The sequence below is a fragment of the Ralstonia condita genome (assembly GCF_958405655.1).
Lineage (GTDB): Bacteria > Pseudomonadota > Gammaproteobacteria > Burkholderiales > Burkholderiaceae > Ralstonia > Ralstonia condita.
This window is the reverse complement of sequence record NZ_CATYWO010000001.1, coordinates 644,720-671,558: the sequence shown is the minus strand read 5'-3', so window position 1 is coordinate 671,558 and position 26,839 is coordinate 644,720. Positions and strand designations below refer to the sequence as shown.

24 protein-coding genes, 1 tRNA gene and 1 pseudogene are annotated in these 26,839 nt (G+C 62.0%); 13 read left to right on the top strand and 13 right to left on the bottom strand.

Features of this window, described 5'->3' with window-relative positions; genetic code table 11:
- Positions 1–61: 61 nt before the first annotated feature.
- The 6 genes from R2N03_RS03090 (at position 62) to R2N03_RS03065 (ending at position 4,232) form a co-directional block, all read left to right on the top strand.
- Positions 62–976, top strand: coding sequence for a PP2C family protein-serine/threonine phosphatase (locus R2N03_RS03090; RefSeq protein WP_316655033.1), 915 nt, complete (start codon positions 62–64; stop codon positions 974–976).
- 92 nt (positions 977–1,068) lie between these two features.
- On the top strand, positions 1,069–1,791 hold the full coding sequence (rph, locus tag R2N03_RS03085) for a ribonuclease PH (RefSeq protein WP_316655031.1): 723 nt from the start codon (positions 1,069–1,071) through the stop codon (positions 1,789–1,791).
- Positions 1,792–1,802: 11 nt separating this feature from the next.
- The gene (gene rdgB, locus R2N03_RS03080) at positions 1,803–2,408 is read left to right on the top strand and encodes an RdgB/HAM1 family non-canonical purine NTP pyrophosphatase (RefSeq protein WP_316655029.1); all 606 of its coding nucleotides are present in this window, start codon (positions 1,803–1,805) and stop codon (positions 2,406–2,408) included.
- A 7-nt stretch (positions 2,409–2,415) separates the two neighbouring features.
- Positions 2,416–3,684: a radical SAM family heme chaperone HemW gene (hemW, locus tag R2N03_RS03075; protein ID WP_316655028.1), complete on the top strand. Its 1,269-nt coding sequence runs from the start codon at positions 2,416–2,418 to the stop codon at positions 3,682–3,684.
- A 74-nt stretch (positions 3,685–3,758) separates the two neighbouring features.
- Positions 3,759–3,848 (top strand) — tRNA-Ser (locus R2N03_RS03070).
- A gap of 126 nt (positions 3,849–3,974) precedes the next feature.
- The gene (locus R2N03_RS03065; protein WP_316655026.1) at positions 3,975–4,232 is read left to right on the top strand and encodes a DUF6538 domain-containing protein; all 258 of its coding nucleotides are present in this window, start codon (positions 3,975–3,977) and stop codon (positions 4,230–4,232) included.
- Positions 4,233–4,803: 571 nt separating this feature from the next.
- Here the strand turns inward: R2N03_RS03065 and R2N03_RS03060 are convergent.
- The 12 genes and pseudogenes from R2N03_RS03060 to R2N03_RS03005 all read right to left on the bottom strand — a co-directional run.
- Positions 4,804–5,916: an OmpA family protein gene (locus R2N03_RS03060; protein WP_316655024.1), complete on the bottom strand. Its 1,113-nt coding sequence runs from the start codon at positions 5,914–5,916 to the stop codon at positions 4,804–4,806.
- Positions 5,916–9,728 carry a type VI secretion system membrane subunit TssM gene (gene tssM, locus R2N03_RS03055; RefSeq protein ID WP_316655022.1) on the bottom strand — a complete coding sequence of 1,271 codons (3,813 nt, stop codon included), beginning with the start codon at positions 9,726–9,728 and terminating at the stop codon, positions 5,916–5,918. The genes R2N03_RS03060 and tssM overlap by 1 nt, the downstream gene beginning before the upstream one ends.
- A gap of 10 nt (positions 9,729–9,738) precedes the next feature.
- Positions 9,739–11,028: a type VI secretion system protein TssL, long form gene (gene tssL / locus R2N03_RS03050; RefSeq protein ID WP_316655020.1), complete on the bottom strand. Its 1,290-nt coding sequence runs from the start codon at positions 11,026–11,028 to the stop codon at positions 9,739–9,741.
- Positions 11,025–12,368 (bottom strand): type VI secretion system baseplate subunit TssK, encoded by a 1,344-nt coding sequence (gene tssK / locus R2N03_RS03045; protein WP_316655017.1) that lies wholly within the window; start codon positions 12,366–12,368, stop codon positions 11,025–11,027. Before tssK ends, tssL begins: the two co-directional genes overlap by 4 nt.
- A 5-nt stretch (positions 12,369–12,373) precedes the next feature.
- Positions 12,374–12,874 carry a type VI secretion system lipoprotein TssJ gene (gene tssJ, locus R2N03_RS03040; protein WP_316655015.1) on the bottom strand — a complete coding sequence of 167 codons (501 nt, stop codon included), beginning with the start codon at positions 12,872–12,874 and terminating at the stop codon, positions 12,374–12,376.
- Positions 12,871–13,125, bottom strand: coding sequence for a PAAR domain-containing protein (locus tag R2N03_RS03035; RefSeq protein ID WP_316655013.1), 255 nt, complete (start codon positions 13,123–13,125; stop codon positions 12,871–12,873). Before R2N03_RS03035 ends, tssJ begins: the two co-directional genes overlap by 4 nt.
- Before the next feature lie 7 nt (positions 13,126–13,132).
- Positions 13,133–13,798 carry a hypothetical protein gene (locus R2N03_RS03030; RefSeq protein ID WP_316655011.1) on the bottom strand — a complete coding sequence of 222 codons (666 nt, stop codon included), beginning with the start codon at positions 13,796–13,798 and terminating at the stop codon, positions 13,133–13,135.
- A 34-nt stretch (positions 13,799–13,832) separates the two neighbouring features.
- Positions 13,833–14,600: a hypothetical protein gene (locus R2N03_RS03025; RefSeq protein WP_316655009.1), complete on the bottom strand. Its 768-nt coding sequence runs from the start codon at positions 14,598–14,600 to the stop codon at positions 13,833–13,835.
- A gap of 38 nt (positions 14,601–14,638) precedes the next feature.
- On the bottom strand, positions 14,639–14,965 hold the full coding sequence (locus R2N03_RS03020) for a hypothetical protein (protein ID WP_316655006.1): 327 nt from the start codon (positions 14,963–14,965) through the stop codon (positions 14,639–14,641).
- 90 nt (positions 14,966–15,055) lie between these two features.
- Positions 15,056–16,639, bottom strand: a complete 1,584-nt coding sequence (locus R2N03_RS03015) for a hypothetical protein (RefSeq protein ID WP_316655002.1) — start codon at positions 16,637–16,639, stop codon at positions 15,056–15,058.
- Between the two features lie 8 nt (positions 16,640–16,647).
- Complete coding sequence (locus R2N03_RS03010) at positions 16,648–17,052, bottom strand: effector protein Tle3 domain-containing protein (protein WP_316656542.1); 405 nt, start codon at positions 17,050–17,052, stop codon at positions 16,648–16,650.
- Positions 17,053–17,379: 327 nt separating this feature from the next.
- Positions 17,380–18,270 (bottom strand): annotated as a pseudogene (locus R2N03_RS03005) (Clp protease N-terminal domain-containing protein); the annotation flags it as partial.
- Between the two features lie 415 nt (positions 18,271–18,685).
- Here R2N03_RS03005 and R2N03_RS03000 point away from each other — a divergent pair.
- From R2N03_RS03000 to R2N03_RS02970, 7 genes are all read left to right on the top strand, one after another.
- Complete coding sequence (locus R2N03_RS03000) at positions 18,686–19,303, top strand: TagK domain-containing protein (RefSeq protein ID WP_316655000.1); 618 nt, start codon at positions 18,686–18,688, stop codon at positions 19,301–19,303.
- A complete protein-coding gene (locus tag R2N03_RS02995; protein ID WP_316654998.1) occupies positions 19,300–20,133 on the top strand; it encodes a type VI secretion system accessory protein TagJ in 834 nt (277 codons plus the stop codon). Before R2N03_RS03000 ends, R2N03_RS02995 begins: the two co-directional genes overlap by 4 nt.
- Positions 20,130–20,651: a type VI secretion system baseplate subunit TssE gene (gene tssE, locus R2N03_RS02990; protein ID WP_316654997.1), complete on the top strand. Its 522-nt coding sequence runs from the start codon at positions 20,130–20,132 to the stop codon at positions 20,649–20,651. Before R2N03_RS02995 ends, tssE begins: the two co-directional genes overlap by 4 nt.
- Before the next feature lie 4 nt (positions 20,652–20,655).
- Complete coding sequence (gene tssF / locus R2N03_RS02985; protein ID WP_316654996.1) at positions 20,656–22,536, top strand: type VI secretion system baseplate subunit TssF; 1,881 nt, start codon at positions 20,656–20,658, stop codon at positions 22,534–22,536.
- A gap of 2 nt (positions 22,537–22,538) precedes the next feature.
- On the top strand, positions 22,539–23,576 hold the full coding sequence (gene tssG / locus R2N03_RS02980; RefSeq protein ID WP_316654994.1) for a type VI secretion system baseplate subunit TssG: 1,038 nt from the start codon (positions 22,539–22,541) through the stop codon (positions 23,574–23,576).
- On the top strand, positions 23,563–24,660 hold the full coding sequence (locus R2N03_RS02975) for a type VI secretion system protein TssA (RefSeq protein WP_316654992.1): 1,098 nt from the start codon (positions 23,563–23,565) through the stop codon (positions 24,658–24,660). Before tssG ends, R2N03_RS02975 begins: the two co-directional genes overlap by 14 nt.
- Positions 24,661–25,062: 402 nt before the next feature.
- Complete coding sequence (locus R2N03_RS02970; protein ID WP_316656540.1) at positions 25,063–25,284, top strand: transposase; 222 nt, start codon at positions 25,063–25,065, stop codon at positions 25,282–25,284.
- A gap of 372 nt (positions 25,285–25,656) precedes the next feature.
- On the opposite strand, the gene R2N03_RS02965 is transcribed toward R2N03_RS02970, so the two are convergent.
- On the bottom strand, positions 25,657–26,838 hold the full coding sequence (locus tag R2N03_RS02965) for an MFS transporter (protein ID WP_316654990.1): 1,182 nt from the start codon (positions 26,836–26,838) through the stop codon (positions 25,657–25,659).
- Position 26,839: the final 1 nt, after the last annotated feature.

The window sequence follows — 26,839 nt, the reverse complement described above, 5'->3', positions numbered from 1 at the left end:
CGCAGCGGCGGGCAGAAGCCGCCCTGCTCCGTTCTCACCTCACCCCAACTCACGAGCCGCAATGCGCTTCTCGGTTTATCAAGAAAGCAAAAAGGGCGCACGACGCGTCAACCAGGACCGCATGGGGTACTGCTTCACGCGCGACGCCATGCTGATGGTGCTGTGCGATGGCCTGGGCGGTCACTCGCTGGGTGAAGTCGCGGCGCAACAGGCGCTGCAGACCATGGCGCGCCAGTTCCAGCGTCACGCGCGGCCGTCGATCCGCAACCCGCGCGACTTCCTGCACGAGAGCATCATGCTCGCGCACCGCGACATCCACCGCTATGCCGAAACGAACGGCCTGCCGGATGCGCCGCGCACCACCATCGTCTGCGCGCTGGCGCAGCGCGGCTCGCTGCACTGGGCCCATGCCGGCGATTCACGTATGTACCTGATGCGCAAGGGCGCCCTCGTCACCCGCACGCGCGATCACTCCAAGATCGAAAACCTGCTGCAGCAGGACCGCGTGCTGCCGATGCAGGTTGCCAACCACCCCGAGCGCAACAAGATCTACAACTGCCTCGGCTCGCCCAACCTCCCGCTGGTCGACATCGGCGGCCCGGTCAATCTCGAGACGGGCGATGTCACCATGCTGTGCTCCGACGGCCTCTGGGGCAGCGTGCAGGAGGATGAGCTGATCGACACGTGCACGAGCTTCTCCGTCACGCAGGCCATCCCGGAATTGATCGCACGTGCGCTGCGCAATGCCGGCGACACCGCAGACAACACGACCGCCATCGCCATGATGTGGGAACTGGATGCCGTCACCGCCACGCAGGATTCCGTCCAGACCGACACCTTGCCGCTGAACGCCTTCACCACGTCCATCCTGGACGCGCCTGGCAGCGAATCGGGGCTGATGTCGGAGGAAGAGATCGAGCGGTCGATTGCCGAGATCCGCGCCGCCATCGACAAGACCAGTAACCTGACGCGGTAGGCGTTACCACGCTGCGCCATGCCGGCCCGCCCTGCCGAGCGCAGCGCGGGCCGGTATCATGTGGGGCTATCCGATTCTCCGCGAGACCCCCCATGCGACCCAGCGGCCGCCAGCCCGACCAACTCCGCCCTGTCACTCTCACCCGCCATTTCACGCGCCATGCCGAAGGTTCGGTGCTCGTCTGCTTTGGCGACACCCAAGTGCTGTGCACAGCCAGCGTGCTACCCAAGGTGCCTCCGCACAAGAAGGGCAGCGGCGAAGGCTGGGTGACGGCCGAATACGGCATGCTGCCGCGCTCAACGCACACGCGCTCCGACCGGGAAGCCGCCCGCGGCAAGCAGACCGGTCGGACGCAGGAAATCCAGCGCCTGATCGGCCGCGCGATGCGCTCGGTGTTTGACCTGACCGCGCTGGGCGAGAACACCATTCAGCTCGACTGCGACGTGCTGCAGGCCGACGGCGGCACGCGCACGGCCAGCATTACCGGCGCCTTTGTCGCGGCATACGACGCCGTCTCCGTCATGCGCAAGACCGGCTTGCTGCCTGAAGGCGCGCAACCGATCCGCGATTTTGTGGCGGCGGTATCGGTCGGCGTGGTCGACGGCGTGCCGGTACTCGACCTCGACTATCCGGAAGATTCCGCCTGCGATACCGACATGAACGTCGTCATGACTGGCAGCGGCGGCTTTGTCGAAGTGCAGGGCACCGCCGAAGGCACCCCGTTCACGCGCGCCGAAATGGACGCCCTGCTGGGGCTGGCCGACCAGGGCATCCGCACGCTGATCGGCCTGCAGAAGCAGGCGCTTGGCCTGTAAGCGAAGCTGCAATGCGCAAGCTCGTTCTCGCCTCGAACAACGCCGGCAAGCTCGCCGAGTTCAACGCCCTGCTCGCTCCACTTGGCTTTGACGTGACGCCGCAGGGCGCACTGGGTATTCCCGAGGCGGAGGAGCCTCATGTGACCTTCGTCGAAAACGCGCTCGCCAAGGCTCGCCATGCAAGCCGCGCCTCGGGCCTGCCCGCGCTGGCTGACGATTCCGGCATCTGCGTGCATGCGCTTGGCGGCGCACCTGGCGTGTACTCGGCGCGTTACGCCCAACTGGTCGGCGAACCGAAGTCCGACGCGGCCAACAATGCACGCCTCGTGCGCGAACTGGCTGGCAATGCCGACCGCCACGCGCACTATGTGTGCGTGCTGGTCTACGTACGACACGCGGAAGATCCGCAACCCATCATCGCCGAAGGCAACTGGTTCGGCGAGGTGATCGACACACCGCGCGGGGATGGTGGCTTCGGCTACGACCCGCACTTCCTGCTGCCGGGCCTCGGCAAGACCGCCGCAGAGCTCTCCAAGGCAGAGAAGAACACCGTGAGCCATCGCGCCCAGGCACTCACGCAACTGGTCGAGCGGCTGCGCCTGTTTGAAAACGCTTGAAGGTCCGATGATTCCGATTCACCCCGCCGGCGCCCCCAAGGCACCCTCCGCAACACCCGCCGAGACCGGCGACAAGGTCACCTCGGTGTTTCTGCAGCCGGGCAGGATCAGCTTGCCCGCCTCGCCACCGCTGTCCTTGTATGTGCATGTGCCGTGGTGCGTGCGCAAGTGTCCGTACTGCGATTTCAACTCGCATGCGGAGCCGGAGGCAGGCATCCCGGAGGAACGTTTCCTGGCAGCCGTCCGGCAGGATCTGGAGGCCGCGCTGCCCATGGTGTGGGGGCGGCCTGTGCACACGATCTTCATTGGCGGAGGCACGCCGAGCTTGCTGTCGGCGCAAGGTCTCGACCGGCTGCTGTCGGACATCCGCATGCTGCTGCCGGTCGATGCCGACGCCGAGATCACGATGGAAGCCAACCCGGGCACTTTCGAAGCCGAACGCTTCCGCAGCTATCGCGCAAGCGGCGTGAATCGGCTTTCCATCGGCATCCAGAGCTTCAATGACGCGCACCTCCAGGCGCTGGGCCGCATCCACAGCGCCACCGAGGCCCGCGCGGCCATCGACATCGCGCAAGCGCATTTCGACAACATCAACCTCGACCTGATGTTTGCGCTGCCCGACCAGACCCTCGCCGAGTGCGAGGCCGACGTTGAAGCCGCGCTCGCGTTGGACACGAATCACGTATCGCTCTACCACCTGACGCTGGAACCCAACACGTATTTCGCCAAGTACCCGCCCGCACTGCCGGACGAAGATACGGCGTTTGCCATGCACGACTGGATCCACGCGCGCCTCGCCGCTGCCGGCTACGAGCATTACGAGGTGTCGGCCTACGCCAAGCCGGGCAAGCGCTGCAAGCACAACCTGAACTACTGGCAGTTCGGTGATTACCTCGGCATCGGCCCGGGCGCGCACGGGAAGCTAAGCTTTCCGCATCGGGTCATCCGTGAAATGCGACACAAGCATCCGGACACCTACCTGCGTCATGCGGAAACGACCGGAGGCGCTGCAGTTGTCCAGGAACAGCGCGAAGTCGACGCGGCTGACCTGCCGTTCGAGTTCATGCTCAATGCGCTGCGGCTGACAGAGGGCTTCCCGGTCACGCTGTTCCAGGAACGCACCGGCCTGCCCCTGCGTACGGTCGAGCGCGAACTTGATGCGGCCGAGCAGCGCGGCCTGCTCGCGCGCGACCACGCCGCCATCCGCCCGACGGCGCTGGGGCAGCGATTCCTCAACGACCTTCAGACGCTGTTCCTGCCCGACGACGAACATTGAGGGTTGCGCCGCTTTGCGCAGCCGTTACAATGGCGGCCTCGCGTGCAATGCGCGAGCTGCAATCTGTACATCAAGGAAGCGTGGCCGAGTGGTTTAAGGCAGCAGTCTTGAAAACTGCCGATGGGGTGACCCATCCGTGAGTTCGAATCTCACCGCTTCCGCCAATTCAAGCCAAGTCATTGATTTGCCGATAGACAGGGGAGTTTTTGCCCCTAACTGGTACACATGACTGGTACACAACGGCAGCGCAAGGCTCGCTCAGCACAGGAAGCTGACACGCCCCCCTCTACATGCGCAAGGACGACCACGGTTACAAACTCGTCCGCCCCATCCCCAAGGATTTACGCGACCAACTTGGCCAGGCCAACTTCATCAAGCGATTGGGCCGCGATTACCGGGAGGCCAAAACCGCTTGCGTCAAGTTCACCGTCGAAACCGACCGGCAGCTTGCCGAGGCCCGAGCCAAGCGGGCCAACCAGAATTCGATCGATGCGTTCCTCAAGCGGGATACCCAAGCCCGGCTCAAAACCATTTCGGTTATCCAGTAACTCCCCGACCAAGTAGCAGCTCTCTGGCTACAAGCCCTGAATGCTGACGCCCTGGCCCGCAAGGGTGGTCTCGACGACGAATTTGAGTCGCTGGATGCCAACGTGGGAGAAATGCTGCCCCTTATCAACCGAGCGCTCGCATTCGGGTAAGTCGCCAAATTCCACGGTGTCACCGTCCAACTACTGATGATGCGGGGCTGTCAGCTAAGCGAAACGGCTACGCTCGGCTTGAGTCTGCGCGATAGACATGCTTTTCCTCCATGAAATAAGCCGACAGGGCCGTGTTGCCATACTAGCCGCCCAAATCTTCCACTGCTTCTTGGGCACAACCTGCTTCCACGTCGCATCCCCGCCTATGTCGCGCAAGAACGCCACCATGCGCACGAATTCCGCTTCCTCGTTCATGAGCTAGCCAATGCTGGCGCTGGCGTTCGACCGCAACACACGTCCTTGGTCGCCAGCAAGTCAGGCTTGAACGCTGCCAGATCGTTCGATTGTGGTTGCTTGCATCTGCTCCAGCGTATCGAAGGTCTTGGTGTCGTCGAGCTGGCCGAGGCGCACCACCGTGGACTCAGGACGCCGCGTCTCGCAAGCGATCCAGCGTGATTTCCACACGCCGGTTCAACGCCCTGCCCGCAGCGGTCCGGTTATCCCCAATCGGGTCTTGTGCGCCACGCCCGATGATGACCATCCTGCCCATTGCAATGCCTCGCCCGTGCAAATAGCGTCCAACCGCCATGGCGCGAGCTTCGGACAGCGCAAGATTCGACTCCAGGCTCCCTTTTGGACCGGGCGAGTCGTCTGTGTGGCCCACGATCTTGATCACGCCACGCGTTGTGGCCAGGGCCGTTGCAAGCTGATCCAGTTGACGCGCGAGCATTGATGTCAGCTCTGCCCGGCCTGGCGCGAATCCGAGGTCGGCACTGACCACCATATGCGCCAAGGCATCGCTTTGCGCGGACTCGACGGAGGCAACCTGAGTGGAGAGCTGATTCACCTTGTCCGTCAATGCTTGGTTGGCGCGGTGCTGCAAATAGACCACCAGCGCAAGCATAACCGCCAGCACTGCGACGATGGCCGCAATAACAACGGGGGCGCGGCTGCGCTTCTGCGGTTCCTCGTGTACGAAAAACATCTTCGGGCCAGGGTCGGCTGCACTTAAGACCGGTATCGGACTTGGTACGGCAGCGGCGGCAGCCAGCGGCACGGGTACTGCCGTGCTGTGGCGTGCTGGCTCCGGTCGCGGCAACGGTGCCCCATATTCGTCACGCAGCCCACGGTCGATCAGTTGGCCGAGCACTTCGAGCGCATCCCCGAATACGTTCGGGGCTTGCAGCAAGGTAGCGATCCAGGCGCGGCAACGGTGGCCGGCACTGTTCTCGCCGTAAAGCTCGGCCAGCAGGCCAGGCTGGAGCCATGCGCCACGCAGGCTGTTGGCACGGCCACGCACTCGGCTTCCTGCTTGATCCATCGCGGCACAGAAGCAGTAGTGAACTGCCTCCACGCCGTCAGCCTTGTGTCCGGCTGCATGGCTGGCGGCCTTGTAGGTCGCCAGACGTGCACGCGCTTCGGATTTGAGCGCATCCAGCCGTGCCAGCGATTCCAACTCCGGCGACAACTCGTCCAGCAGCCAAAACAGAGGTTGGGCAAGCCTGAGTAGGTGGTTCTTCGACGGCGCGCCCATCACCCCGACCTCCCCGGACACTGAAAGCCTTGCAGCAAACCCGTGGTCCACGGGTTCGGCAGGCTACCGGTGTTGATGTCGAGCTTGGCCTTGCGGCCGTCAAAGTCATACTCGGCCACAAAATGGCTGGCCGACGCCGAACTCGCCAGTTTGCCCTTGGCAATCACTCGCATGAGCGACCATGGACCTGACGCCGTCAGCGTGGACGTCTCCGGGCGCACGCGCGGGTTGGCGGTAATCTCAGCGCCCTGCCCGCCGCGCGGGCCTGGCCACGTGACCTTGAGCGGGCTCACCGGCCCGTGGACGTAACGCTGGCTCTCTCCGTCGAAGTCCATGTTCAGCTCGACAATCTCCGGGTCAAGCTCGACGACCTTCATATCCACCTTCCAGGCCATCTTCCTAGCGCCCGGATCCCGGAAGAACACCTCGCGGATTTCCTTGGCGCGCTGGAACGGCACCAGGCTCGGCCCCATTATTGGCGGCACGTCCGGCGCGCTGAGCGTGTAGCGCCAGGGGGAGATAGTGGTATCCACGTGCGGGGCCAGCACCTTCTGGAAGAAATCGTCCAGAACGCCTCCGGAAGCAAACACCCGCGCAAAGTCCTCCAGGTCCACATCCAGCTTTGACGTAGGCGTAAAGGGGTATTTACCGTCAATGGCGCTACGGCAGCTTTCGCCAATCACGGCGTTCATCTGGGCAATCAGGATGTCGCCGATGCCCTTGTTGACATCCCTCGAGCCCTGCACCACCAGGTTGGCTAGCACTTCCTTGAACGGTGCCGGCAGCTTGGCAGCCTCCATGCGTAATTGCGCGCCGGCTTCGGCTTGCGGCGGCAGGTTGCGTGTTTCAATGGCGTTGCTAGCGACCACGAGCGTGGTGTAGTACGCATTGACCATGCCGGCGATGGCGTCCAGCCGTGGCTTGCTGTTTCCTGCCTGCGCGTTGGCAGCCGTCACATCGGCCTGGCCCGTCACGACCTCACGCAAGGCTGCGAAGCGGCCATCCACAAGTTCGCGCTCCTGCCGTGCTTCGGCTCGGGTGGCGAAACCGCTGATCTTGTCGGACTTCTTGTCCAGGACGGCCAACGCCTTGTCCGCCAAGGACTGATCCTCCGGGTTACTGGGCGGCTGACTCAGCGTCGTCTCCTGCACCACGGCACGTCCTAGACGCGCCAGCGGCGAATCAGGCGCGGCGAAGTTGCGCAAGACCTCCAGATCGAAAGCGAGGTTGTTGCCCGTCAGTGCCCGAATGTCCTTGAGGTAGTCCGTCCATCGCTCGGCATACTCGGTCAGATACAAGCGACGGATTTCCTTCGTGAGTGGATCGTCGCCCGTCAGCTTGCCGGCCGCGCCCTCAAGCGTTTTTTTTTGAGCGCCGAGCCCGCCTCGTCCCATGACCCACGCATCCACCGCCTGGGCTTTATTCACGAACTCGGGCAGGCGTGCATTGAACAGGTTGTGATAACCCGCATAGGTGAACAAGCCTGGGACACCGCGTTCCAACGGCTCCCCGCTGGCGCGGGAGAACACCGTTCCGGCCTGTGGCCCGATCGCGCGTACCAAGGTGAAGTCCGCTGGCGCCTCCTCCATCATGGCGGCCTTGGCTCGGTCGTACAGACGCTCCGTCGACGTGTTACCGTCCAGGAAATCCCGAGCGGATTTGATGAGTGTTTCGTTCTTGGCGTACGGCGACAGAATCGGGCGGCTGCCATCGAGCAGGCTGTTCAGGTGTTCAACCACGGCAACGCGGCCGCCAAACGCGTCTGCACCTCCGGTCGCCCAGTCGGTCTGCACCCAGCTTCGTACGTCGGATGCACTGAACGGATCCTTTTCGTACAGCATCAGGTAGACGCGCAGCGTGTCGTAGGTCAGTTTGGCGTCCTTGCTGGCGATGGCGGCGGACAGCACCGATTCCACGCGGCGCACCAGATACGGTACCAGCAGGTTGTCCTCGAGCTTGACGTGTGTGGCGGTGGACACAGCCAGCACCGTCGGGACGGAATACAGCCCATAGCGCCAGCTCAACGGAGGCGCGGTCAGATTCAGGCTGGTGTAGGCCGGCAAGTCATTCGCCTGGGCGAGCAAATCCGGCACGCCATCCGCTTCCGGCTTCTTGTAGAAGTCCGTCACCCGTGCGCTCAGGGCGCGGGCCTTGTCCCGCACGACGTCGAGATAGTGGCTGTTGTGCCCGAAGCTTGCGTACAAGCCCGCCACCAGCCACAGCACAAGGGCCAGCATCGAGGTGTGGGCCATCAGGCGGAGCAGGCGGAAGCGGAACTCCCAGCGCAGATTCGGCCGCACGAGATGCGCCTCCGGGAAAATCCCCCGCTTGAAGAGGTCAGCCAAGAAGTAGCTGTCGGAACCGGCGGTTCGGCCACGCTCTTCGGCCTTGTCCGCATCCGCATCGAGCACGCGCAGCAGCACGGCATCGTTGGCGGCGATCACCGACTCGCTGGTCTGTGCCGCGCTGGTGAAGTAGACGCCGCGCAGCGTCGCCTTGACCTGCGTGTTGTCGTAGCGTGAGTCCGCAAAAATTTGGTCGACCAGGTCGGACAGCGGGTCGGTCAGGGCATCGAACTCCTCAACCAACCCCACCAACGCAGCGCGCCGATTCAGATCGAATTCCTCATTGAACCGGTCGGTTTCGCGTGCGACCAGACGCGCGCCCAAGGCAGCCATCTCGGTTTGACAAAGCGCACCGACGGGGGGTAATACCTCGTCGCGCTTGACCTTACGGTCCGCCGGGAAGCTGAAGCCCCACGATTGGGTGCGCCCTTCGCTACCCAGGTATTGGAAATACTGTGCGAAGCCGCTCAACTGGTCGAGCTTGCTGACCACGACATAGACTGGGAACTGGATCCCCAGCCTCTCTCGCAACTCCTCAAGGCGCGAGCGAATCTTGAGGGCCTCGCTGGCGCGCTCCTGTGGCGTTTGCTGAACCAAATCGGCCACGCTGACTGTGACCACCACGCCGTTGACAGGTGCGCGGCCGCGGACTTTGCGCAGCAGGCCGAGGAATCTGTCCCATTCGGCACGCACCGCTTCGGGCTTACGCGCCTGACTGGTGGTGTTGCCGACGGTGTCGATCAGCACCGCCTCGTTGGTGAAGCGCCATGCGGGGACGGTGGGACCATCCTCGGAGCGGGCGGATACGTCTGGGCTGCCGCCCACGGGGAAGCGCAGACCGGCGTTGCTCAACGCGCTCGTCTTGCCTGCGCCAGCAATGCCCAGCGTGAGATACCACGGCAACTCGTACAGATAGCGCCGTCCCTCGAACAGCCGAGCCAAACCACTGCCGGTACGCAGCGCCTTCAACTGGCGCATGGCCGCATCGACGCTGGCTGTCACGGTCTTGGTATCGCCCTCGGGGGCTGACTCATCGACGCTCTTCTTGCCAGCATCCAATATCCGGTTCCGGAATCCTTCGTCCGTGCGGATGCGGTGCCAGAGCAGGTAAAACAAGTAGACGGCCGACACCAGCACGATGACACCGATCAACAGCAGGCGAGGTGTCGTGTCTTGCAGCGGGTGATGCTCACCGAAGGCCAACATGGGCCCCACGTGCCAGATCAACAGGCATAGCGCGGCGGCCATCACGAAGAACACTGGCAACCCACGCAGCAGGAAGGCGTAGAGCGCCAGCAGCAGCACGATGATCGCCACGCGCACGCCGACACCGGCCAGCGGCACGATGCCATCCACGCTCAAGAGCGGTCCAATCCACCAGACCGCTGCGGTCACCAGAAGGATCGCCAACAGGCCCAGCATTTGCCAGGAAAAAATGGCCGATCCCAGTCGATTCAAGAATTTCATGCTTGGCTTCTCATGACTGCGAGACGATGATCTCGACCCGGCGATTTTTCGCCCGGCCTGCCCACGTCGTGTTGTCCGCCACAGGCTCGGTGTCGCCCTTGCCTACGGCTTCGATGCGGTTCTGTACGACGCCCTTGCCAGCCAGGTATTCGGCGACGTGCACCGCGCGCTCTTCGGAAAGGACCTGATTCGATGCGAACTCCGCCGTGCTGATCGGCTGGTTATCGCTGTGGCCGATGATGGTGACCTTGCCGGGCACCTTGGCGATCTCGTCTGCTACCTTGTCCAGCAACGGCAGGACCTTGGCGTTGACGCCCGCGCGGCCACCGCCGAACATGTCGTCGCCACGGAAAGTGACCGCGCTCTGGTGAGCGTCTTCCTTGACGGTCACCACACCGCGTGCGATCTCGTCCTTGAGCAGCTCCGCCAGACGCAGCGCCACTTTGGGTGGCGGCGGTGGGGTAATCCTGCCTATAGCCTGAATCTGCTGCTCCAGTTCGTGCGCACGCACGGAAAGTTGGTACTTGTACCAAGCGAACAGACCAAAGGCGGCCAGCCCGAGGATGGCGGCGCTCAACCAGATGGGCACCGTGCGGATCATCGAGAACCGTCGTGGCAGAGCGACCTGCAAATTCGGGGAAAGCTCTCGCGGCACGGGTCCGCGGTGCTGGCGAATCAGGTCATACAGACGCTGGCGAATCGCAAGATGCTGCCGTTCGCCGTCCGTGATGTTGCGGTACCGGCCCTCGAAGCCCAGCGAGAGCAGGTAGTAGATCAGCTCGATCACGTCGATGTGCTCGGCCGGGCTGTTCACCAGACGGCCCAACACATGGAAGACTTTCTCGCCGCCCTCGTGCTCACCGTGCATCTGAATGAGCAAGCTGTTGTTCGCCCAGACGTACTGGCCCCACGGCATGCCTTGCGCGGCTTCGTCCAGCGCCGTGCACAGGCAGTAGCGTGCGGCCAGAATATGTTCGGCGCGGATGTTGGCGCGCTCGCAAACGGTCTGGAAATCGTGCAGTTCCTCGATGAGGACGGATTTGAGGAGGACGACCTGATCGACGCGCAGCGTGGCTGGCATGTCCGCTAGCGCCCGCACCAACGGCCGGGCGGCGGCCAGCAGCGGGTTGGCGGCTTGCTGGGCTTTTGCGACACGTTGCTCGATGGGCTTGCGCTTGCCGCGCAGCGGGTCGTTGGCGGCTTGCGATGGAGTTGGCCGCACGGTGTCGGGGCCTTCCGCCATCGCGTCGGGCGTCTGAGCGAGGCGATTGTCCAAGTCTGTCGTGACGGGAGCGTTCATTGGCGCACCCCCCACAATTCAAGACGCAATTCGGGGAAGTTGCCCGCCACGTGCAGCGCGAGTCCGCCATAGCGCTGAACCTGCGCCCACAGCGGGTGGTTCTGATCCAACTCGAAATAGACCTGACCCGCGTTGAACGGAATCTGGCGCGGCGGTACAGGCATGGCTTGCAGCGCGATGCCTGGTAAGTGCGAGCGGATCAATTCAGCGAGACGCGCGGACGGCCCGACCTTGGCTTGGGCCGGGAACTGTTGCTGCAGCGTATCGGCGGGCATCTGTGCGCCCACCGCGAGCACGAAGGTGCCAAATCGCTCGAACTCCGTTGGCTCCAGCACGGCCAGTTGTACGCCGTTGGGTTCATTACGCAACTCAATGCGTTGAGCACTGCGCTCCAGCACCACGTTCAACAGGAAACGCAGATCGTCCACAACCGGTTTGATACAGGTGTGGGGCTCGTCATGCCGATATGGGGCATAGTCCTTCGGGCGGCGTGTTGTTATGCGCACGAAGGTGGACAGTTCACCCGCAAATGCGGTCAGTTCAACGTATAGGGCTTCGGGCGATGTTGCTTTAGCGCTGAGCATGTGCGCGAACACTGGCTCGAAGCGGTTAAACAACTGCAGGATCAGGTATTCGGAAATTTCCGCCGCATCGCCGCCGCGGGTACTGGAAGCCGTTAGGCGTTCGGCCATGGCGCTAGCGCGCAAGCGCAGCAGCCCGTGCACTTCACCCAGCCATGATTGCAGCAAGGCGCTGGCCGAGTAGACATTGACGGGCGGGATCATTGCCGCGTCGAGACGCGCGCTGCCGTCGGCACGGATTTCGATCACCTTGGTCAGGGGAAGGCCCAACCACGATTCGGTGAGTTCTTTCTCAGGCAGCAGGCGCAGACGCAGGTCGGCCAGCTGGACCAGTTTGGGGCCTTGGCCGATGCAGTTGGCGTCCAGCAGCTCTTCTTCGAAGCTACGGTAGCGGGCCAGGGAGTCTTGCGCATCCTCGAAGGTGGTTTCTTCCGTGTTTGGCGTGCGGATGGGGGCGGCCAGATAGATGGTCTGGTTCAGGTGCTCGTGACGCAGTGCCAGCGGCGGCGGCAGCTTGGCGTGTGCGGGCGCATCAAACGGTGTGCCATCCTGAAAGAGGCCAGCCGCGCCGGAGACGACGAGCTTGCCCAGCGCCAGTGCTTCCGCATCGACCGCGAAATCGTGGAAGCCCCAGAAGAATGGGCTCAAGGCGGCAGCGCGCTTGTGGGCGAAATGCTCCAGATAACGCTCCTGCTGCTGGAAGAGCTGCGGGCGCAAGAACAGCCCTTCGCTCCAGACGACTTTGTTGTACCAGCTCATAAAAATCAGTCAGGTTTGGATACGGTAACGGCTTGCTGGTCGAGCAGGATGTGCAGCTTGACCTTGCGGGCGGGGATGGCGGCGCGATACCAAGCGGCTTCGGGCGCGGGTGGCAGCTTGTAGATGGTGCGCCAGGTGGCCTTGCCCAGATCGCGGTAGCCGACCAGGAAGCCCAACGCTTGCGAGTCGGGGTTGAGCTTGCGCTCGATGTCCTGGAACTCGCCGGGGCGCAGGATGAATTCGTCGCGGGCGAGCAAGTCCTGCATCAGCACGGTTCGGTCTGTCGATTCGAGGGAGTAGTAGTCGGCCTGCTCGAAGCTGCTGGTGGTCTTGAGCTCGTACAGGCGAACGAGCACGGGGGACGCCCTGCCCTTCTCGTCGGGGTTGATGGTGCCCTTGGCCTCGATGGACAGGTCGAGCTTCATTTGCTCGGGCTGCGCGGGCGCGGTGGAGCACGCTGCGAGCGCCAGCGACAGCACCCACAGCATCAGCAAACGGAACATCATGCTTTGCCTGGCTGACTGCCGATGAGGATGCAGCCGCACTCGGTGCCGTCGCCCGCGTGGGCCATGAGAATGCCGTCGACTTTGGCGGTGCCGCCCACGTTCATGATGCGGTTGACGCCGTGCGTCGGGCAGTTGACGAGGTCGCCCAGGCGGGCGATGGGGCGGCCGCGGATTTTACTGGTGAGGGAGCCGGTGATGACGACAGCGCCGTGGGTGCCGGTGTCGCCTACGGTGATGATTTGTGCGGACACGTTTCGCCTACCTATCCATCGCTCGCATTGTAAAAAAACCGCCTATGCCGATGGCAGCAAACGGGGCCAGCACGATCACTCCTCCGACTGTCAAGAGAGCCAGCACTCCATCTGCTGCAACTGTTACAGGGGTCAGCACCGCCAGGGCTACCTTGCCGCCAATAGGCAACTCCTCCCGAACACATACGCTATAGGGTTGGTTGAATTTCTTTGTCTGGCCTGTCGCGGGTATCGTGAAGCCCCTAGCGCTATAGCGTTTGCCGTTCAGCTCAAAGTTCTGGCTCGTGCGCTCGCCATTCGATTTTTTGAACCCGTACGCCTGCGCCAATTGCTCGTCTTCATCGGTAGCATCTTTTGGCAATAGCAAGAAGAAGCTGCCATTGATGTCGCCGTTCGGCGTGACATCGAACTGACGCATCACTGCTGAGAGCTTCGGATGCAGCGGCGAGTCAAGAACTTCGATCAGCTTGGGTGGTGTATCGAAGATGTAGTGATAGGTTTCCCCAAGCACGACGATCTTCTTGCCGTCGCTGCTGACCAGGATTTGGCTGACGGGCTCCTTGTAATCCCTGTACTCTTTTTCTGAGATTTTCTTGTACAGCGCCTTGGTGGCGCACCCGCCTAGACCGAGCAGCGGCAGCGCCGATGCGCAAAGAAATAGCCGACGATTCATTATTTGTTCACTCCCCTAGAATTTTCTGTATCTGTTACTTGCACGCTGCGACCATCTTCTTCGCGGACTGCGCACCGGGCAGCCTGAAGAAGGCCGACAACGCATCCACACTCTCTGGAGTCTTGGCGTGCTGAATCAAGCTGCGGCACGTGCTTTCGTCAGGCGCATGGCCCTTATCCAGGCATGCACCAAACACCGTTGATAGGTCCGTCTTCATGCCAAGTTCTGCGTAAGTCGCTACCGCGCTCGGACGTAAAGAGGGGTGGGATTGCGCGCAACCTTCAACGATGCCGGCCAACTCAAACATCGCTGCTTCAACGGCCATCGCTGTTCGTACATCGTTCTTGAATTTCGCGTGGCACGATTCGACCATCCCTGCCGCGACTTTCGCGCTTGACGCTTCGAAGAACGCCTCCAGCGCATCCATGCTTTGTGGCGGCTTGGCTTGTTGGATCAAGCTACGGCACATGCTTTCGTCGGGCGCGCGCCGCATATCAAGACACGAGCCGAGCTCCGATGAAACGAATGCGCCGTCCATGCCGAATGCACCCAGAGCCGTATCTGCATACTTACGTAACGAAGAGTGAGCCTGTGCACAACCTTCGACCATGCCAACCATGTAGCCCACCGCCATGGTGGCGGCCAGCTGCATTTGGGTGCCGGCCATCTTCCTCAACTCCCGTGCTTGCCAGGCAGTGATGTCGGCATTGGCCTGAGTGGGCCATTGGCCGATGGCAACGGCGAGGGCGGCCGATGCCCATTTAGTTAAAGATCTCATTGCGTTGGCATCTCCTTTGTTCACTTATCAAAAGTGTTTCCAGCTTCAAATGCGATGTAGCTCTACCGTGCAAACCTGACTGAAACGCGCTCCGGCTTGTCCGTCTCATACAAACCGGTCTCGCCATGCTCGTCGGTGACTCCCGCCATCACTACAGTGCCGTCCTGATTGACGATTTCATATCGTCTATTCGCAACCGGCCGGTTATCTGCAGGACGCATCAACCGGAACTTGCGCCCAAATTTCTTCGCCTCCAATTGCGATGTCTGCAGATCCTGTTTTCCGGGCTGAAGCACTCCCGGTGCCGTAGTAGTGCAAGCAGACAGCAGCACGCAAAATGCCGCCAGTCCAGCCGTTATTCCGTACTTCAACGAATAAGAATTTCGCATAACACCATCTTCTTTATGACTCTTGGTTGGGAGACAAAATTTGGATAAGCGCCTAGACAGCTCTCGTGCCTCCGCTTGTCCCACGCTGCATTATTTGTTGTTAATTGGATTGCCAAACCACGGCCAATACGCCCGGCCCTCGCCCCGCGCGCGATCCCACTGCGTAATCTGTGGCGACGGCTTCCAACCCGGCGGCGGGCCAATCAACACGGCCCAGCTATCGGTGGCATCGGCCACGCTGGTGACGACCGCACTCTTTCCACTTTGGTTGGCATAGGCAGCGGCAAACGCAGCATTGGTGGCAAAGCTCGCTGCCCGCGCTGGCCCTTCCATGTGCTCGGACACGCTGTAGATATTGGTGACCTGGTCCAAGTCAGGCCATTGCTGATGCACGGCGGCACGCAGCGGGCCCATCAGCGTGGTGATGTTGGGGGCGTGCTTTTGTACGTCGTAATAGACGCGTTCGACCGGTTGGCTCTGAGGCACTTGCCCTTGCACCGCTTGCATCAAGTCGCTCCACGCACCGCCGGGGTTGGCGGACTTGGCATCGATACCGCCTTCGTGGTGGTGCGGAGCATAGACAGAAGCCAGCGGTGTATAGCCCCAATCCGCGCTCGGATGGCCGAGGATCAGGAGGGTGCTGTTCTCGTTGGTCTGCTCCCCCATGGGGTAGTTGGGCGCATCCATGTTCCACACCCACACCAGCTTGTTGGGATTCTCAGCTAAGAATTTGAGAGCCTCTTGCAGATCGTAGAAGCCGACGGTTTCATCGCCAGCCTTGAGCACGATCTGCGGGAGCCTGCCCGTGGGATTGAACATCATGCTCTTGGCGCCGGCGCTATTTGCCACCTTGTCAAAGACAAGCCGCCGCGCACCTTGCAGCGTCAAAGTCCGCTCGCCGATGATCATTGTTTCGTTTGCGGGCGCACCGCGAACGGTTTCACCCCGATCGTTTTTGTGCAAGGTCACCCAATAGTCCCGCATGCGCTCTTCTGCGTGCGCGGAGTCATAGGCCAAATAGCTGGGCGCAGGAATGCCCATGGCTTTCTGGTCATCTAGCAACTCTTTTTGACCACTGTCTAGGTTCTGGTCATTGAAGTACGTCGGTGTATTGAGCCATTCCCGCGGCATACCAGCGAACACGATCGCGTCGATGTAATCAGGACGACTCGTTCCCGTGCGAATCGAGTAGAAGTAATTCGGATCAGCCGGATAAGATCTGAAGGTGCTTAGTGGTTTGCTTAGTAACTTACTGAAAGCTCCAACAAATCGGTCGCGTTTGACGTTTGGATAGTCCTCCAGTCGCTGGTTGCGAGGCATGCCAAGAGTCAACTCCCCCACTGCGCCCCCCAACTTGAACCGCGCCGCCTCACGGTCATTCGCATTGGGCTGCGCCAGCCCCTGTACCCACAGCAGGTTCCATTGGGTGGGGTAGCTGCGTCGCATCAGCGGGTTGAGCCACTGCACGCCCAGCACCACGGCGGCAGGTGCTTTGGCGCAGTCGGCTTGTGCGCCAGCGGTTTGCATTCGTGGCCAAGCCACGGGCTTGCGAGAGTAGTTGGCAGACATCGAAACTCCAGAATGGCAGGCGGTCAGCAGCAGGCAAGTCGTGGCCAGCATCTTGGTAACCACAACCGTGCGCCTGCGCAAATTCAAACGAAACAGGTTAGACATGCAGGTCCTCATGCGTAGCGCGAGTCGGAGTTCTTCGGTTTGTGCTGCGATTGCAGGACCGGAGCCCAGTTGCGCTCAGCCTCAATCTTGAGAACGGAAAGCGCCCCCTTCTCTGGGTCGAACTTGGCGACCTCCATCAGCTTCTTTCCTCCCAATTGAGCCGTGCCGTAATACTCGAATTCGATGTCTTTGTCGGCATCTCGCCCCGGCGGGAAATAGTCGCCGTATTCTTCTTTCGGCTCACACCACCGCCAATCCGCCATCCTGCGCAACTGGTTCATCTGCGCATTGCTGAACTGGCACAGCCCCACGTCCACGTCATAGGCCAGCACGTGCTCGCTGTGCTCGGGGTTGGTCAGGATGGTGGAGTGGTTGGTCGCCTGCTGGTCGGCGCCCTTCGCAAGCAAGCCCATGCGCTGGGTCTTTTCAAATGCTCCAAAGTCCGTGCCATTGATGTCGACGTGCTTGGCTGCGCTCATCTTGCTGATGTCGTCTTCGTTGAAGCGCTTGCCAAAAAAATTGAGCGCGCCATCGGGGCCAAACCATTGCTTGCCACCGCTGCCGTCGTAGATCGCACGGCGCGCTTTTTGTCGAATGCCGGCGTTTTGGTCGTAACGCATGGACGCCTCGCTGGCGGCGTCGCCATGTCCGGTTTCGCGTTGCTCGGCGTAGGCGTCTTTCCCTTCGAAGGTCTTGCGGTTGGCGTTGAGCGAATCGCTGGCTGATTCCTTGTACCGGTTGGCGGCCTCCTCCAGTACGCCCTTCAGGCGCGCCTCAAACTCGCCCCTCATGCTCGCGCCGGCCAACAGCGCGCCGACATCCAGGCTGAGCAACCGTACGCCCTTCAGGCTCGGAGGCACTTCGTCAGAGGCAATGGCCTGGGCCAAGCCTTCGATCACTGCGGTCTTGCCGACACCGGCTTCGCCCGTGATAAGCGGATTGTTCTGACGGCGACGCAGCAGAATGTCCGCCATCGTGCGGATTTCGTGCTCACGGCCGATGACGGGGTCGAGTTCGCCAGCACGGGCCGCCTGGGTGAGATCGCGACAATACTGGCCCAGCGCGGACTTGCCCGACTTGGATGCAGCCATGGCACCACTGGCCTCGCCAGGCGTGGCGGACTCCAGACCGCTGCCGTCATAGGCAGCCTCGCCACTCTCCGGCGATTGCGCGACCAACGCTGGCACGGTCTCCACCAAATCGTCAACGCGCACCTTGGCGAACTGGTTCGAGATGGCGAGCATCGTGCGACGCAGCTCCGGCGTCTTGAGCAGCGCGGTCAGCAGATAGGCACCGCGCACACGGCCGTCAGCAAAGCCCAGCGTGGCGAACACCCAGGCACGTTCGATGGCGGTTTCGATCTGGAAGGCGAAGTCGCTGATGGACGTGGCGCCAGTCGGCAACGCGGCCAGCGCGCGGGTCAAGTCAGCATCAAGCACGGACCGGTCCACGCCCGCGTACGTCAAAACCCGCTGGAGATCGCCATCCGGCGCCTGCAGCAACTGATGCAGCCAGTGCACCACCTCCACATACGGGTTGCCGCGCAACTTGCAGAACGCTGTCGCGCTCTCGATGGCCTTGAACAGGGTGGGATTGAGTCGGCCGAACAGCGCCTGACGCGATATATCCATTGAAACTATTCTTGTGAATTCCCTTGAAATTCCGACCACCTATTCCGGGCGGCCTGAATTGGCTCTTATTTTTAGAATACGTTGGACCAACCACTCAGCGCAATTGAAATTATGCACTACAAATTTCAATGCTAATTTACATTTCTTGCGCCAACAACGTCAGAAATCATGTTATGAAAAAGAAACACAAAATACCCTTGTCAGACGGTCATCTCCAAGCCCTATGTTTTAATATAGATCAACACCCGAGAGCACCACAAATAACATACGAGACACACAGAAATGCGCCCCTCCATGAATATTGACAATTTATTTCATCCGAATCCTTGAATTATATTTTACTTAATTCTTATATTGAGAATATTGAATTTAAAATAATTTGCATTACGAAATGCATCGCGCTTGCAAATATCATGTGCTGCGTTTCAATCTTTCAGTCTATTTGCGCGTGGAAATCATGGAGCACCAACAACTCAACCAGCACGAGGGCGGCTTACTCGACGATCTCGTACCCGCAGGACGCGGCGACGCGATGCGGAATCTGGACGACCCGTTTGCCTTGTTGCGACACACCGGCACGCCCATGCCTCACCTGCCCTCGCGGGAGGTGCAGGATGCGATGTTGGACCCGTTGGCGCAGCTTCAGCGTGAAGCAGAGGCCGTGCTGCGCAACCCGGAGTTGACCAGCACCTACCGCCAATCGGCGTTGGTTGAGCGGTCCACCGCGCTGCCGGAGGCGGATACGCCGTCGAAGCATCCATGGGCAGGCACCGATGGTGACGCCAGCAGCCTGCTCGATCTGCTCTCCGGGCCATCCGGAATCAACGATCTCATCGGCACGATGGACTCTCTCGACACCCGCCGGCTCTTAACGCCGCCCACCACGCCGGATGTCTTGCTGCTCTTTGCCGGTGACATCGGCACACATCAGCGGCACGGCATGACCGCTGCATTGACCCGCCGCGAGCATCACCTGGTGTCGATGGACAGCGCCTATCTGCCCGCGGCACAAGCCGGAGAAGAACAACCATGACCACGATTGCCTTGGTGTCTAATCAGCCATTCAGCCCGGGGCTCACCGCCGTCCTTCAAGACGCTGGATCGGTTTCTCTCGCCTTGCAAGCTGCGGAAGCGCGCGTGCGCCAGCAACCCGCCGCACTCGACGCGCGCTGGCCGCTGTTCCAGTGGCTTTGCCTAGTGGGGGATTGGCCGCGTGCCCTCAAGCAATTGCAGATGGCTACCCAGTTGGCACCCGACTTTGCGCAGACCGCGCACGTCTATCGAGACTTGATCCGGGCCGAGATCTTCCGCGCTGCCGTGCTCAACGGCGAGCGCGAGCCGGGCGCCTTGTTGGCATCCCCCGCTTGGATGCTGCCACTACTCGATGCGCTGAAGCTGGCTCGAGAAAACAACCTTGATAAAGCGGATCGCTGCCGCGAGCAGGCGCTCTCCGAGGCTGCCGCGCCCGCAGGCACGCACGATGGCACGCCGTTTGGCTGGATCACCGACAGCGATACCCGCTACGGGCCGACGTGCGAGCTGATTTCGGCGGGGCGCTATGCATGGCTGCCGTTTACGCAGATGCGCAAACTGGAGATGCAGCCAGTCACAGGGTTGCTCGACCTGATCTGGCGGCCCGCCACAGTGACCCTGATCGACGGCGCCGTCTGCCGTGGCTTCACGCCCGCGCGCTATTCGCGTTCCGAGCACAGTGTCGAGGCGCTCCAACTGGCACGCGAGACGCATTGGACCGACGTTGGTCAGACCGGCGTCATTGCGCTGGGACAAAAGACGTGGATGACCGATACGGGCGACGTTGGCCTGCTCGACGTCATCTCGCTGACCTTCGAGCACGGCGCATGAGCGGACATCGCACACCCAAGCGGCCCAATACGCAGTTATTGCCGACGCTCTTCGACCGCCTGCGCGACGATGCACCGCTACGGGAAACCGAGAACGCCAGCGAGTACACGGTGAGCCGCTCGCAGATACGCGAGATTATCCAACGCGACCTGACCTACCTGCTCAACACCACCAACCGCGAAGACGAAATCGACCGCGCCAAGTATCCAGCGGTGGCGCGCTCGACGGTCAATTACGGCGTGCCGCCCGTGGCCGGCAGCTATCTCTCGACGCACAAGTGGACCGACATCGTTTCGATCGTCCGCCGGGCGATTCTGGACTATGAGCCACGACTCATTCCCGGCTCGCTCGGTGTTCGCCCGCTGGGCGATGAAGACGCGCCGACGCGCTACAACACGCTTGTCTTTGAGATCCGCGGTTTGATCCACATGGACCCGTATCCGATGGCGTTTACGGCCCAGAGTTCGCTCGACCTGGAGACCGGCAAGATGAACCTCCAATCCATTCACGCAAGCTGAGCCCATGGACCCGCAACTGCTGGATTACTACAACCGGGAACTCGTCTACATGCGGGAGCTGGCGGGCGAATTCGCCAAGCAGCACCCGAAGGTGGCCAGACGTCTGGGCATGCAAGGCATTGAGATAGCCGACCCCTACGTGGAGCGGCTGATCGAGGCGTTCTGCTTTCTGTCGGCGCGCACGCAGATCAAGCTCGACGCGGAGTTTCCACGCTTCACCCAACGGCTGCTGGAGGTGGTGTATCCCAACTATGTGGCGCCCACGCCCGCCATTGCGGTAGCGCAGTTCCACCCGAGCCACAGCGAAGGCGATCTCGCGCGTGGGCAGCCAGTACCACGCGGTACCCCCTTGCTCGCCAAGGCGCCGCCCGGCGAATCGACGCAGTGCGAGTTCCGCACGACGCAACCGCTGTCGCTCTGGCCGATCGAGATTGCCGAGGCGCGACTGACGGGCATTCCGCCCGACATTCAACGGCTGGAACGCTTTGTGCCCGCGCATGTGACCGTGCAGGGGGCGCTGCGATTGCGGCTTCGGCTCACTCTGGACGCCACCTTTGCGCAGTTGAACGGCTTGGAATCGCTGCCCATTCACCTGTGCGGCGACGACCAGATTGCGTCGCACCTGTTCGAGTTGCTGCACAGCGCGGGCTGCGCCACGTTAGTCGGCAAGCCGGGCGACATGGGTGAACGCTTACATGCTGTCACGAACAGCGCGGTGAGCCATGTTGGCATGGCACCTGATGAAAGTGCGCTGCCGCTGGATTGGAACAAGTTCCACGGGCACAACCTGGTACATGAGTACTTTGCGTGCCCGCAGCGATTTTATTTCTTTGGGCTCAACGGGTTGGCGCCTGGGTTGTCCCGGATCGACGGCCGGGAGGCGGAGATCGTGGTGCTGCTGTCAAAATCGCCACAAACCTTGGCCAGTCAGGTGGACGCGGGACAGTTCGCGCTCTTCTGCACGCCCGTCATCAACCTGTTCCCGAGGCGGGCCGACCGGATGGAGATTGACCCGGGGCGCACGGAGTTTCATCTGGTGGCCGATCGCCGCCGGCCGATGGATTACGAGATATTTTCGATCCGAAAACTGTCAGGGCAGGCCAACGAGCACAGTGTACCGGTCGATTTCCGGCCGCTGTTTTCCACGCTCAACAGCGATGAGGGCAACCACGGCCGCTACTTCTCGATGCGGCGCGAACGCCGGCTGGTATCCGAACACGGGCGCAAGCACGGGACGCGAACAGAGTACACCGGCACCGAGGTGTTCGTCTCGCTGGTGGATCAGGTCGAAACGCCCTACCCCAATGACCTGCGCTACCTGTCGGTCGAGGCCATGGCGACCAACCGGGATTTGCCGATGCTGGTGCCGCGCAAAGGGTTGAATGACCTGCGCTCACCGGACTCCATTCCGGTGGCGGGGGTTGGGCTGATCCGGCCGCCTTCCACGCCGCGCCCGCCCTTTGCAGAGGGTGAGACGGCTTGGCGCTTGGTCCGTCAACTGGGCTTCAACTATCTGTCGCTCACGGACCTAGATCACCGCGAGGGGGGGCAGGGCCTGCGCGACATGCTGCGCCTCTTCGTGGCCAGCGAAGACTTGGCGCAGCAGCGCCAGATCGAGAGCTTGATTGGCTCCAGGGTCCTGCCGGTTACGCGACGGTTGCCCGGGAGGGGACCGATCCTCTATGGACGTGGCGTGCAATGCGAGTTGACGGTGGATGAGACGGGGTTCTCGGGCATCAGTCCGTATCTGTTTGGGGTGGTGCTGGAACACTTCCTTGCTCGGCACGTGTCGGTCAATGCCTTCACGGAGACGGAGTTGACCTCGATCCAGCGCGGGCGGGTGCATCGCTGGCCCGTGCGCATGGGTAACCGGAGCGCGGTCTAGCCATGTATCGCGGAATCGACGACAACACACCACCCGCTGCAGGAACGCATCCTCCAGCAGCGCCACCGCTCCATCAAGCGCCCTGGCGGCTGAGTTTCCTGGGGCTGCTGCGTCAGTTGAGCGCGCAGCAGCGGGATCGTCCCCCGATTGGTCATGCGAGGCGGCCGAGTGACGAGCCCTTTCGGATTGGACAGGTCGCCTCGCTCACCTTCGCCCCGCGTGAAATCGCGCAAATTCAACAACAGCGGGACAAGCTCAGGATTCAGCTCTTCGGCCTGGGCATGCTGGGTCCGAATGGTGCGCTGCCGATCCACTTCACGGAGATCGTGCGTGAGCGGACCGAGGCGCACCGCGACAGCACCACCGCGGATTTCCTGGACCTGTTCCACCATCGCGCGCTCACGCAGTTCTACCAGGCGTGGGCGCATGCGCAATCGACGGCGGGGTTGGATCGCCGGGACGATGAGGTGTTCTCGCGCTATGTTGGATGGCTGGCGAGCCATGCGCCGAAAGAGATGGCGGGCCCGTTGCCCTCGCATGCCCGATTGGCAGCCAGCGCCCATCACGTGCGGGAAGCGCGCAACCCCGATGGCATTGCGGCCACGCTGGCGCATTTCTTCGGCGTGCCGGTAAAGCTTGAGGAATTTGTTCTGCACTGGATTGCGATTGATCCAGCCGAGCAATCGTTGCTGGGCGCCCCCGGCGCACCCAGCGTCATGGGGCAAGGCGCCATGCTGGGCGAAGCCGTACCGGATCGCCAACACAAATTCCGCTTGGTGATTGGGCCGCTAGACCTGAAGCAATACCTGAACTTCACACCGAATGGGCGGGATTTGCCTGTGCTCATCGAATGGGTGCGCTCGTTCGTCGGCTACGAGTTCGTGTGGGAGGTCGAGCTTCAGGTCATTCCCGACTCAGCGCCACCGGCGGTGCTGGGTTCCTCCGAAAGTCTGGGCTGGTCAACCTGGCTCGGAGAGCCCGACAGTGGCCGCGCCATCACCGGCATGGTGTTCGAGCCAGAGCAGTATGCAAAACATTGAAGCGATGAAAACGAAATCGAAGCATCCAGTATCCGCGCAGCCCATCACTGCGTTCGCCGAGCTATACGAGGCCATCTCCCAAGAAAAGCCCTGCGGGGATGACCTGGAATACGACCCGGAGTTTGTGGTACTGCAAGCCAAGGCGGCGACCAAGCCTGACGCCCAGTACGGCGAATTCGTCAGCACACCGGAGGCGGTGAACTGGAGCGACCTGGAGCGTGATTGCCGCCGCCTGCTGCAGCGCACGCGCGATATTCGTGTGCTGGTGCTGTTGCTGCGCTGCCGGGTCCGGCTGGACAACGCGAACGGCTTACGGGATGGCTTGGGCGTCTTGGCGCAACTGTTGGCGAAGTGGCCGGAGGCCATCCATCCGCAACTGGTGGTGGATGGCGAAGTCGACCCGGCGTTGCGCGCCAACGCGCTGGCTGCCTTGGTGGATCCGCAGGGGTTTTTGCAGGACATCCGGGAACTGGCCATCACCTGCAACGGTGTGCTGCGCCTGCAAATGCGTGACGTGGAGCGCTCGCTCAGCATCCCTCGACCGGCGGATGCGCTGGCGTCGGAGTCTGTGCGGCAGCAGCTTCAGGATTTGCGGCAGCAGCAGAGCCCGGCGATGGCGGCGCTCGACCAAGCGGCGGCCTTTGCGGCATCCATCGACGCATGGGCTCGCGACCATCTGCCGGGCGAGCATCCCGATCTGGAGCCGCTCCTTAAGCTGCTGGAGTTCGTGGCCACGGACACAGTCACAACATCGGCAGCAGCGGCGGTCCCGGTCACAGAACCGAGCCGGATAGCACCGGCCCTCCCGCCATCGTCAAACACTGGAAACCTGGAGTGCGGTGACGTGTATACTGAAGTCCCCAACTGCACCAGCCTTAGTGATGCGCAACCTGCCATACCCATGGATCGAGACACGGTTCGCGCTACGATTCGCTCCGCCCGGCTTTGGTTTGAACACAACGAGCCGAGCAGTCCGGTATCGCTGCTGCTCAAGCAAGCAGAGCGCTTGACCGGCAAAGGTTTTGATGAGGTGTTTCAGGCCATTCCGGCCGATCTCGTGGAACGATGGGCGCAGGATGATTGACGTATCACGACGGCCAACGCGCAAAGATTGATCGCAACATGCCGCAACCGGACACATGGGATCGGCTCTCACGGGAGAAACGGGCGCGCGAACTCAAGACCGTCAGTCGGGAATGCCATGCTGCTCACCGGCGTGAACGTCAGGCAACCCTGCCGCGCCTCCAACGGGACATCATCCGGTTTGCAATCCAACGGCATGGACTGCGCATTCTGCCCCATGTACCGGAGTGGGTGTCATGGCGCCGCGGTACTACAACCCCATGACGGGAGAGACTTGGTCAGGCCTGGGTGCGCCACTGTAATGACCCAGTGAAAAACTGCTCACGTCAGAATAGGAGAAATGACGATGCGCACGAAGATGGAAGAAGACATCAAGCACTGAACAGCCAAGCGCAAGCGCGCACTGGTGTTGGCCATCATCCAGGGCAAGACGACGGTAGCGGAGGCCAGTCGAGCCTACGATCTGTTTCCCTCCGAGGTTGAGGGCTGGGTGGACGATGGTAAGCGCGACGTTGAGAACGCATTGCGCGCCAACCCGCTGGACCTGAAGGAACAATACGAGCGGCAGATCAAGGGCCTTCAGGAAGCGTGCTGCGAAGTCATGCTGGAGCTGCGTGCCAGATAAAAATTGCAGTCCCTGAAGTCCCGGAAGGAACTCGTGCTGGCCGTGCTCCGTGCGGCGCTGGATGCTGGGCACGGACGCATCCGGTTTGGCTGGATGCGGTTGAGCGTTGAAACGCAAACCGTAATCAGTGTCAAGGCGGCACGGAAGCTTGCACCACCAGACGGTCCAAACACCCAAACGGGTCTACCAGCGTAGGAGCACACGATGGTACGCTTATTGACCTACATGGCTGGTACACACCGTGTTTCGGGTGTCGTTGTAACTCCTTGAATTACAACGACTCCTTATTTCAGACGCCGAATCTCACTGCTTCCGCCAATAAACCCGGTCTCACCCTCACCCTCGCCCTCGCCTTCGCTTGCTGGCGCAAGCTCAGCGCACCTGGGCGCGCAGCGCTCGCATCCACGTCAGATTGAACAGCATCAGCGCGACCAGTCCGCTGCCGCAGCACAGCAAGGCAACACTCACGCCAAAGCGCTGCATCAGGGCACCGGCAAGTACGCCCGAGCTGGCGGGGACCACCTGCGAGATGATGGTGTACATGCTCAGCACCCTTCCGCGCACGGCGACGGCGGCTTCGGCCTGAATGCCGGCAACGATCAGAGACAGGCTCATTCCGCCGAGCACACCGACCGTGGCAAGCATGGCCAGCGCGGTGCCAGGCGCCCGTATGCCGCCCAGCGCCGCAAGAGCGACGCCAGCGCCGAGCGTTCCCGCAAAGATGGCCGCTCCGTGATGCACACGGGAAGCCAGCACCATGGCCAACACGCCTCCGCCGATCAGTGACAGCGCAAGGCTGCCGAGCAGCAGCCCGCGTTGCAAGTCCGCGAGGCCGAGCTGCTCTACCGCCAGTCTTGGCAGCAGCACTTGCATCGGTCCCATGGCCAGATAGCCCGCCATGGCAACCAGCATCAGTTGCATCAGCAACGGCTGGGCCCATACCGCGCGCAGACCTTCCCGCACGTCGGCGGCCATCGCTTGGCGCGATGCGCTACCCGCTTGGGTCCGGACGGGCAGGAGCAGCACGGAGGCGACGATCACCAGACCGAGGATGCCCCACACCACGGACGGCCAGCCGCCCAGACGGCGCAGCATCGCGATCATCAGCGGCCCCAGGCCAAAGCCCAGCATCACGAAAACGTTGAAGAGGACGGACATCTTCTTGAGCCGCTCGGCTGGCACGATCTGCGCGAGTGCTGCCATCCGTGCAGGGGACGCAAAACTCCACGCCACACCCGCGAGCCCAGCGGCGAGCAGCAGCGTAGCGGTGCGCTCGTGCGGTGCCCGTAGGACGGTCCAACCCAATGCAAGCGCGGCAAGACCGAAGATGGCCTGCGCACCCTGGATGACGCGCCCCGGCGCCAGCCGGTCACACAACACGCCGGCAAACCAGCCGAGGACCAGAGGTGGCCCGAAGCACAGGCCCAGCCCGAGCCCGGATAACCAGGCAGAGCCAAGCATGTCCTGCGCAAACAGGATCACGCTGTAATTGACCATGTGCCCGGCTGTGAAAGCGCACAGGCATGAAGCGAGGAAGCAGGCTTGCCGATGCATC

Excerpts from the sequence above, each read along its gene's own strand:
- R2N03_RS03090 (WP_316655033.1), top strand. The coding sequence starts at position 62 with ATGCGCTTCTCGGTTTATCAAGAAAGCAAAAAGGGCGCACGACGCGTC.
- rph (WP_316655031.1), top strand. The coding sequence starts at position 1,069 with ATGCGACCCAGCGGCCGCCAGCCCGACCAACTCCGCCCTGTCACTCTC.
- rdgB (WP_316655029.1), top strand. The coding sequence starts at position 1,803 with ATGCGCAAGCTCGTTCTCGCCTCGAACAACGCCGGCAAGCTCGCCGAG.
- hemW (WP_316655028.1), top strand. The coding sequence starts at position 2,416 with ATGATTCCGATTCACCCCGCCGGCGCCCCCAAGGCACCCTCCGCAACA.
- R2N03_RS03065 (WP_316655026.1), top strand. The coding sequence starts at position 3,975 with ATGCGCAAGGACGACCACGGTTACAAACTCGTCCGCCCCATCCCCAAG.
- R2N03_RS03060 (WP_316655024.1), bottom strand. The coding sequence starts at position 5,916 with ATGGGCGCGCCGTCGAAGAACCACCTACTCAGGCTTGCCCAACCTCTG.
- tssM (WP_316655022.1), bottom strand. The coding sequence starts at position 9,728 with ATGAAATTCTTGAATCGACTGGGATCGGCCATTTTTTCCTGGCAAATG.
- tssL (WP_316655020.1), bottom strand. The coding sequence starts at position 11,028 with ATGAACGCTCCCGTCACGACAGACTTGGACAATCGCCTCGCTCAGACG.
- tssK (WP_316655017.1), bottom strand. The coding sequence starts at position 12,368 with ATGAGCTGGTACAACAAAGTCGTCTGGAGCGAAGGGCTGTTCTTGCGC.
- tssJ (WP_316655015.1), bottom strand. The coding sequence starts at position 12,874 with ATGATGTTCCGTTTGCTGATGCTGTGGGTGCTGTCGCTGGCGCTCGCA.
- R2N03_RS03030 (WP_316655011.1), bottom strand. The coding sequence starts at position 13,798 with ATGAATCGTCGGCTATTTCTTTGCGCATCGGCGCTGCCGCTGCTCGGT.
- R2N03_RS03020 (WP_316655006.1), bottom strand. The coding sequence starts at position 14,965 with ATGCGAAATTCTTATTCGTTGAAGTACGGAATAACGGCTGGACTGGCG.
- R2N03_RS03015 (WP_316655002.1), bottom strand. The coding sequence starts at position 16,639 with ATGTCTAACCTGTTTCGTTTGAATTTGCGCAGGCGCACGGTTGTGGTT.
- R2N03_RS03010 (WP_316656542.1), bottom strand. The coding sequence starts at position 17,052 with ATGGGCTTGCTTGCGAAGGGCGCCGACCAGCAGGCGACCAACCACTCC.
- R2N03_RS02995 (WP_316654998.1), top strand. The coding sequence starts at position 19,300 with ATGACCACGATTGCCTTGGTGTCTAATCAGCCATTCAGCCCGGGGCTC.
- tssE (WP_316654997.1), top strand. The coding sequence starts at position 20,130 with ATGAGCGGACATCGCACACCCAAGCGGCCCAATACGCAGTTATTGCCG.
- tssF (WP_316654996.1), top strand. The coding sequence starts at position 20,656 with ATGGACCCGCAACTGCTGGATTACTACAACCGGGAACTCGTCTACATG.
- tssG (WP_316654994.1), top strand. The coding sequence starts at position 22,539 with ATGTATCGCGGAATCGACGACAACACACCACCCGCTGCAGGAACGCAT.
- R2N03_RS02975 (WP_316654992.1), top strand. The coding sequence starts at position 23,563 with ATGCAAAACATTGAAGCGATGAAAACGAAATCGAAGCATCCAGTATCC.
- R2N03_RS02965 (WP_316654990.1), bottom strand. The coding sequence starts at position 26,838 with ATGCATCGGCAAGCCTGCTTCCTCGCTTCATGCCTGTGCGCTTTCACA.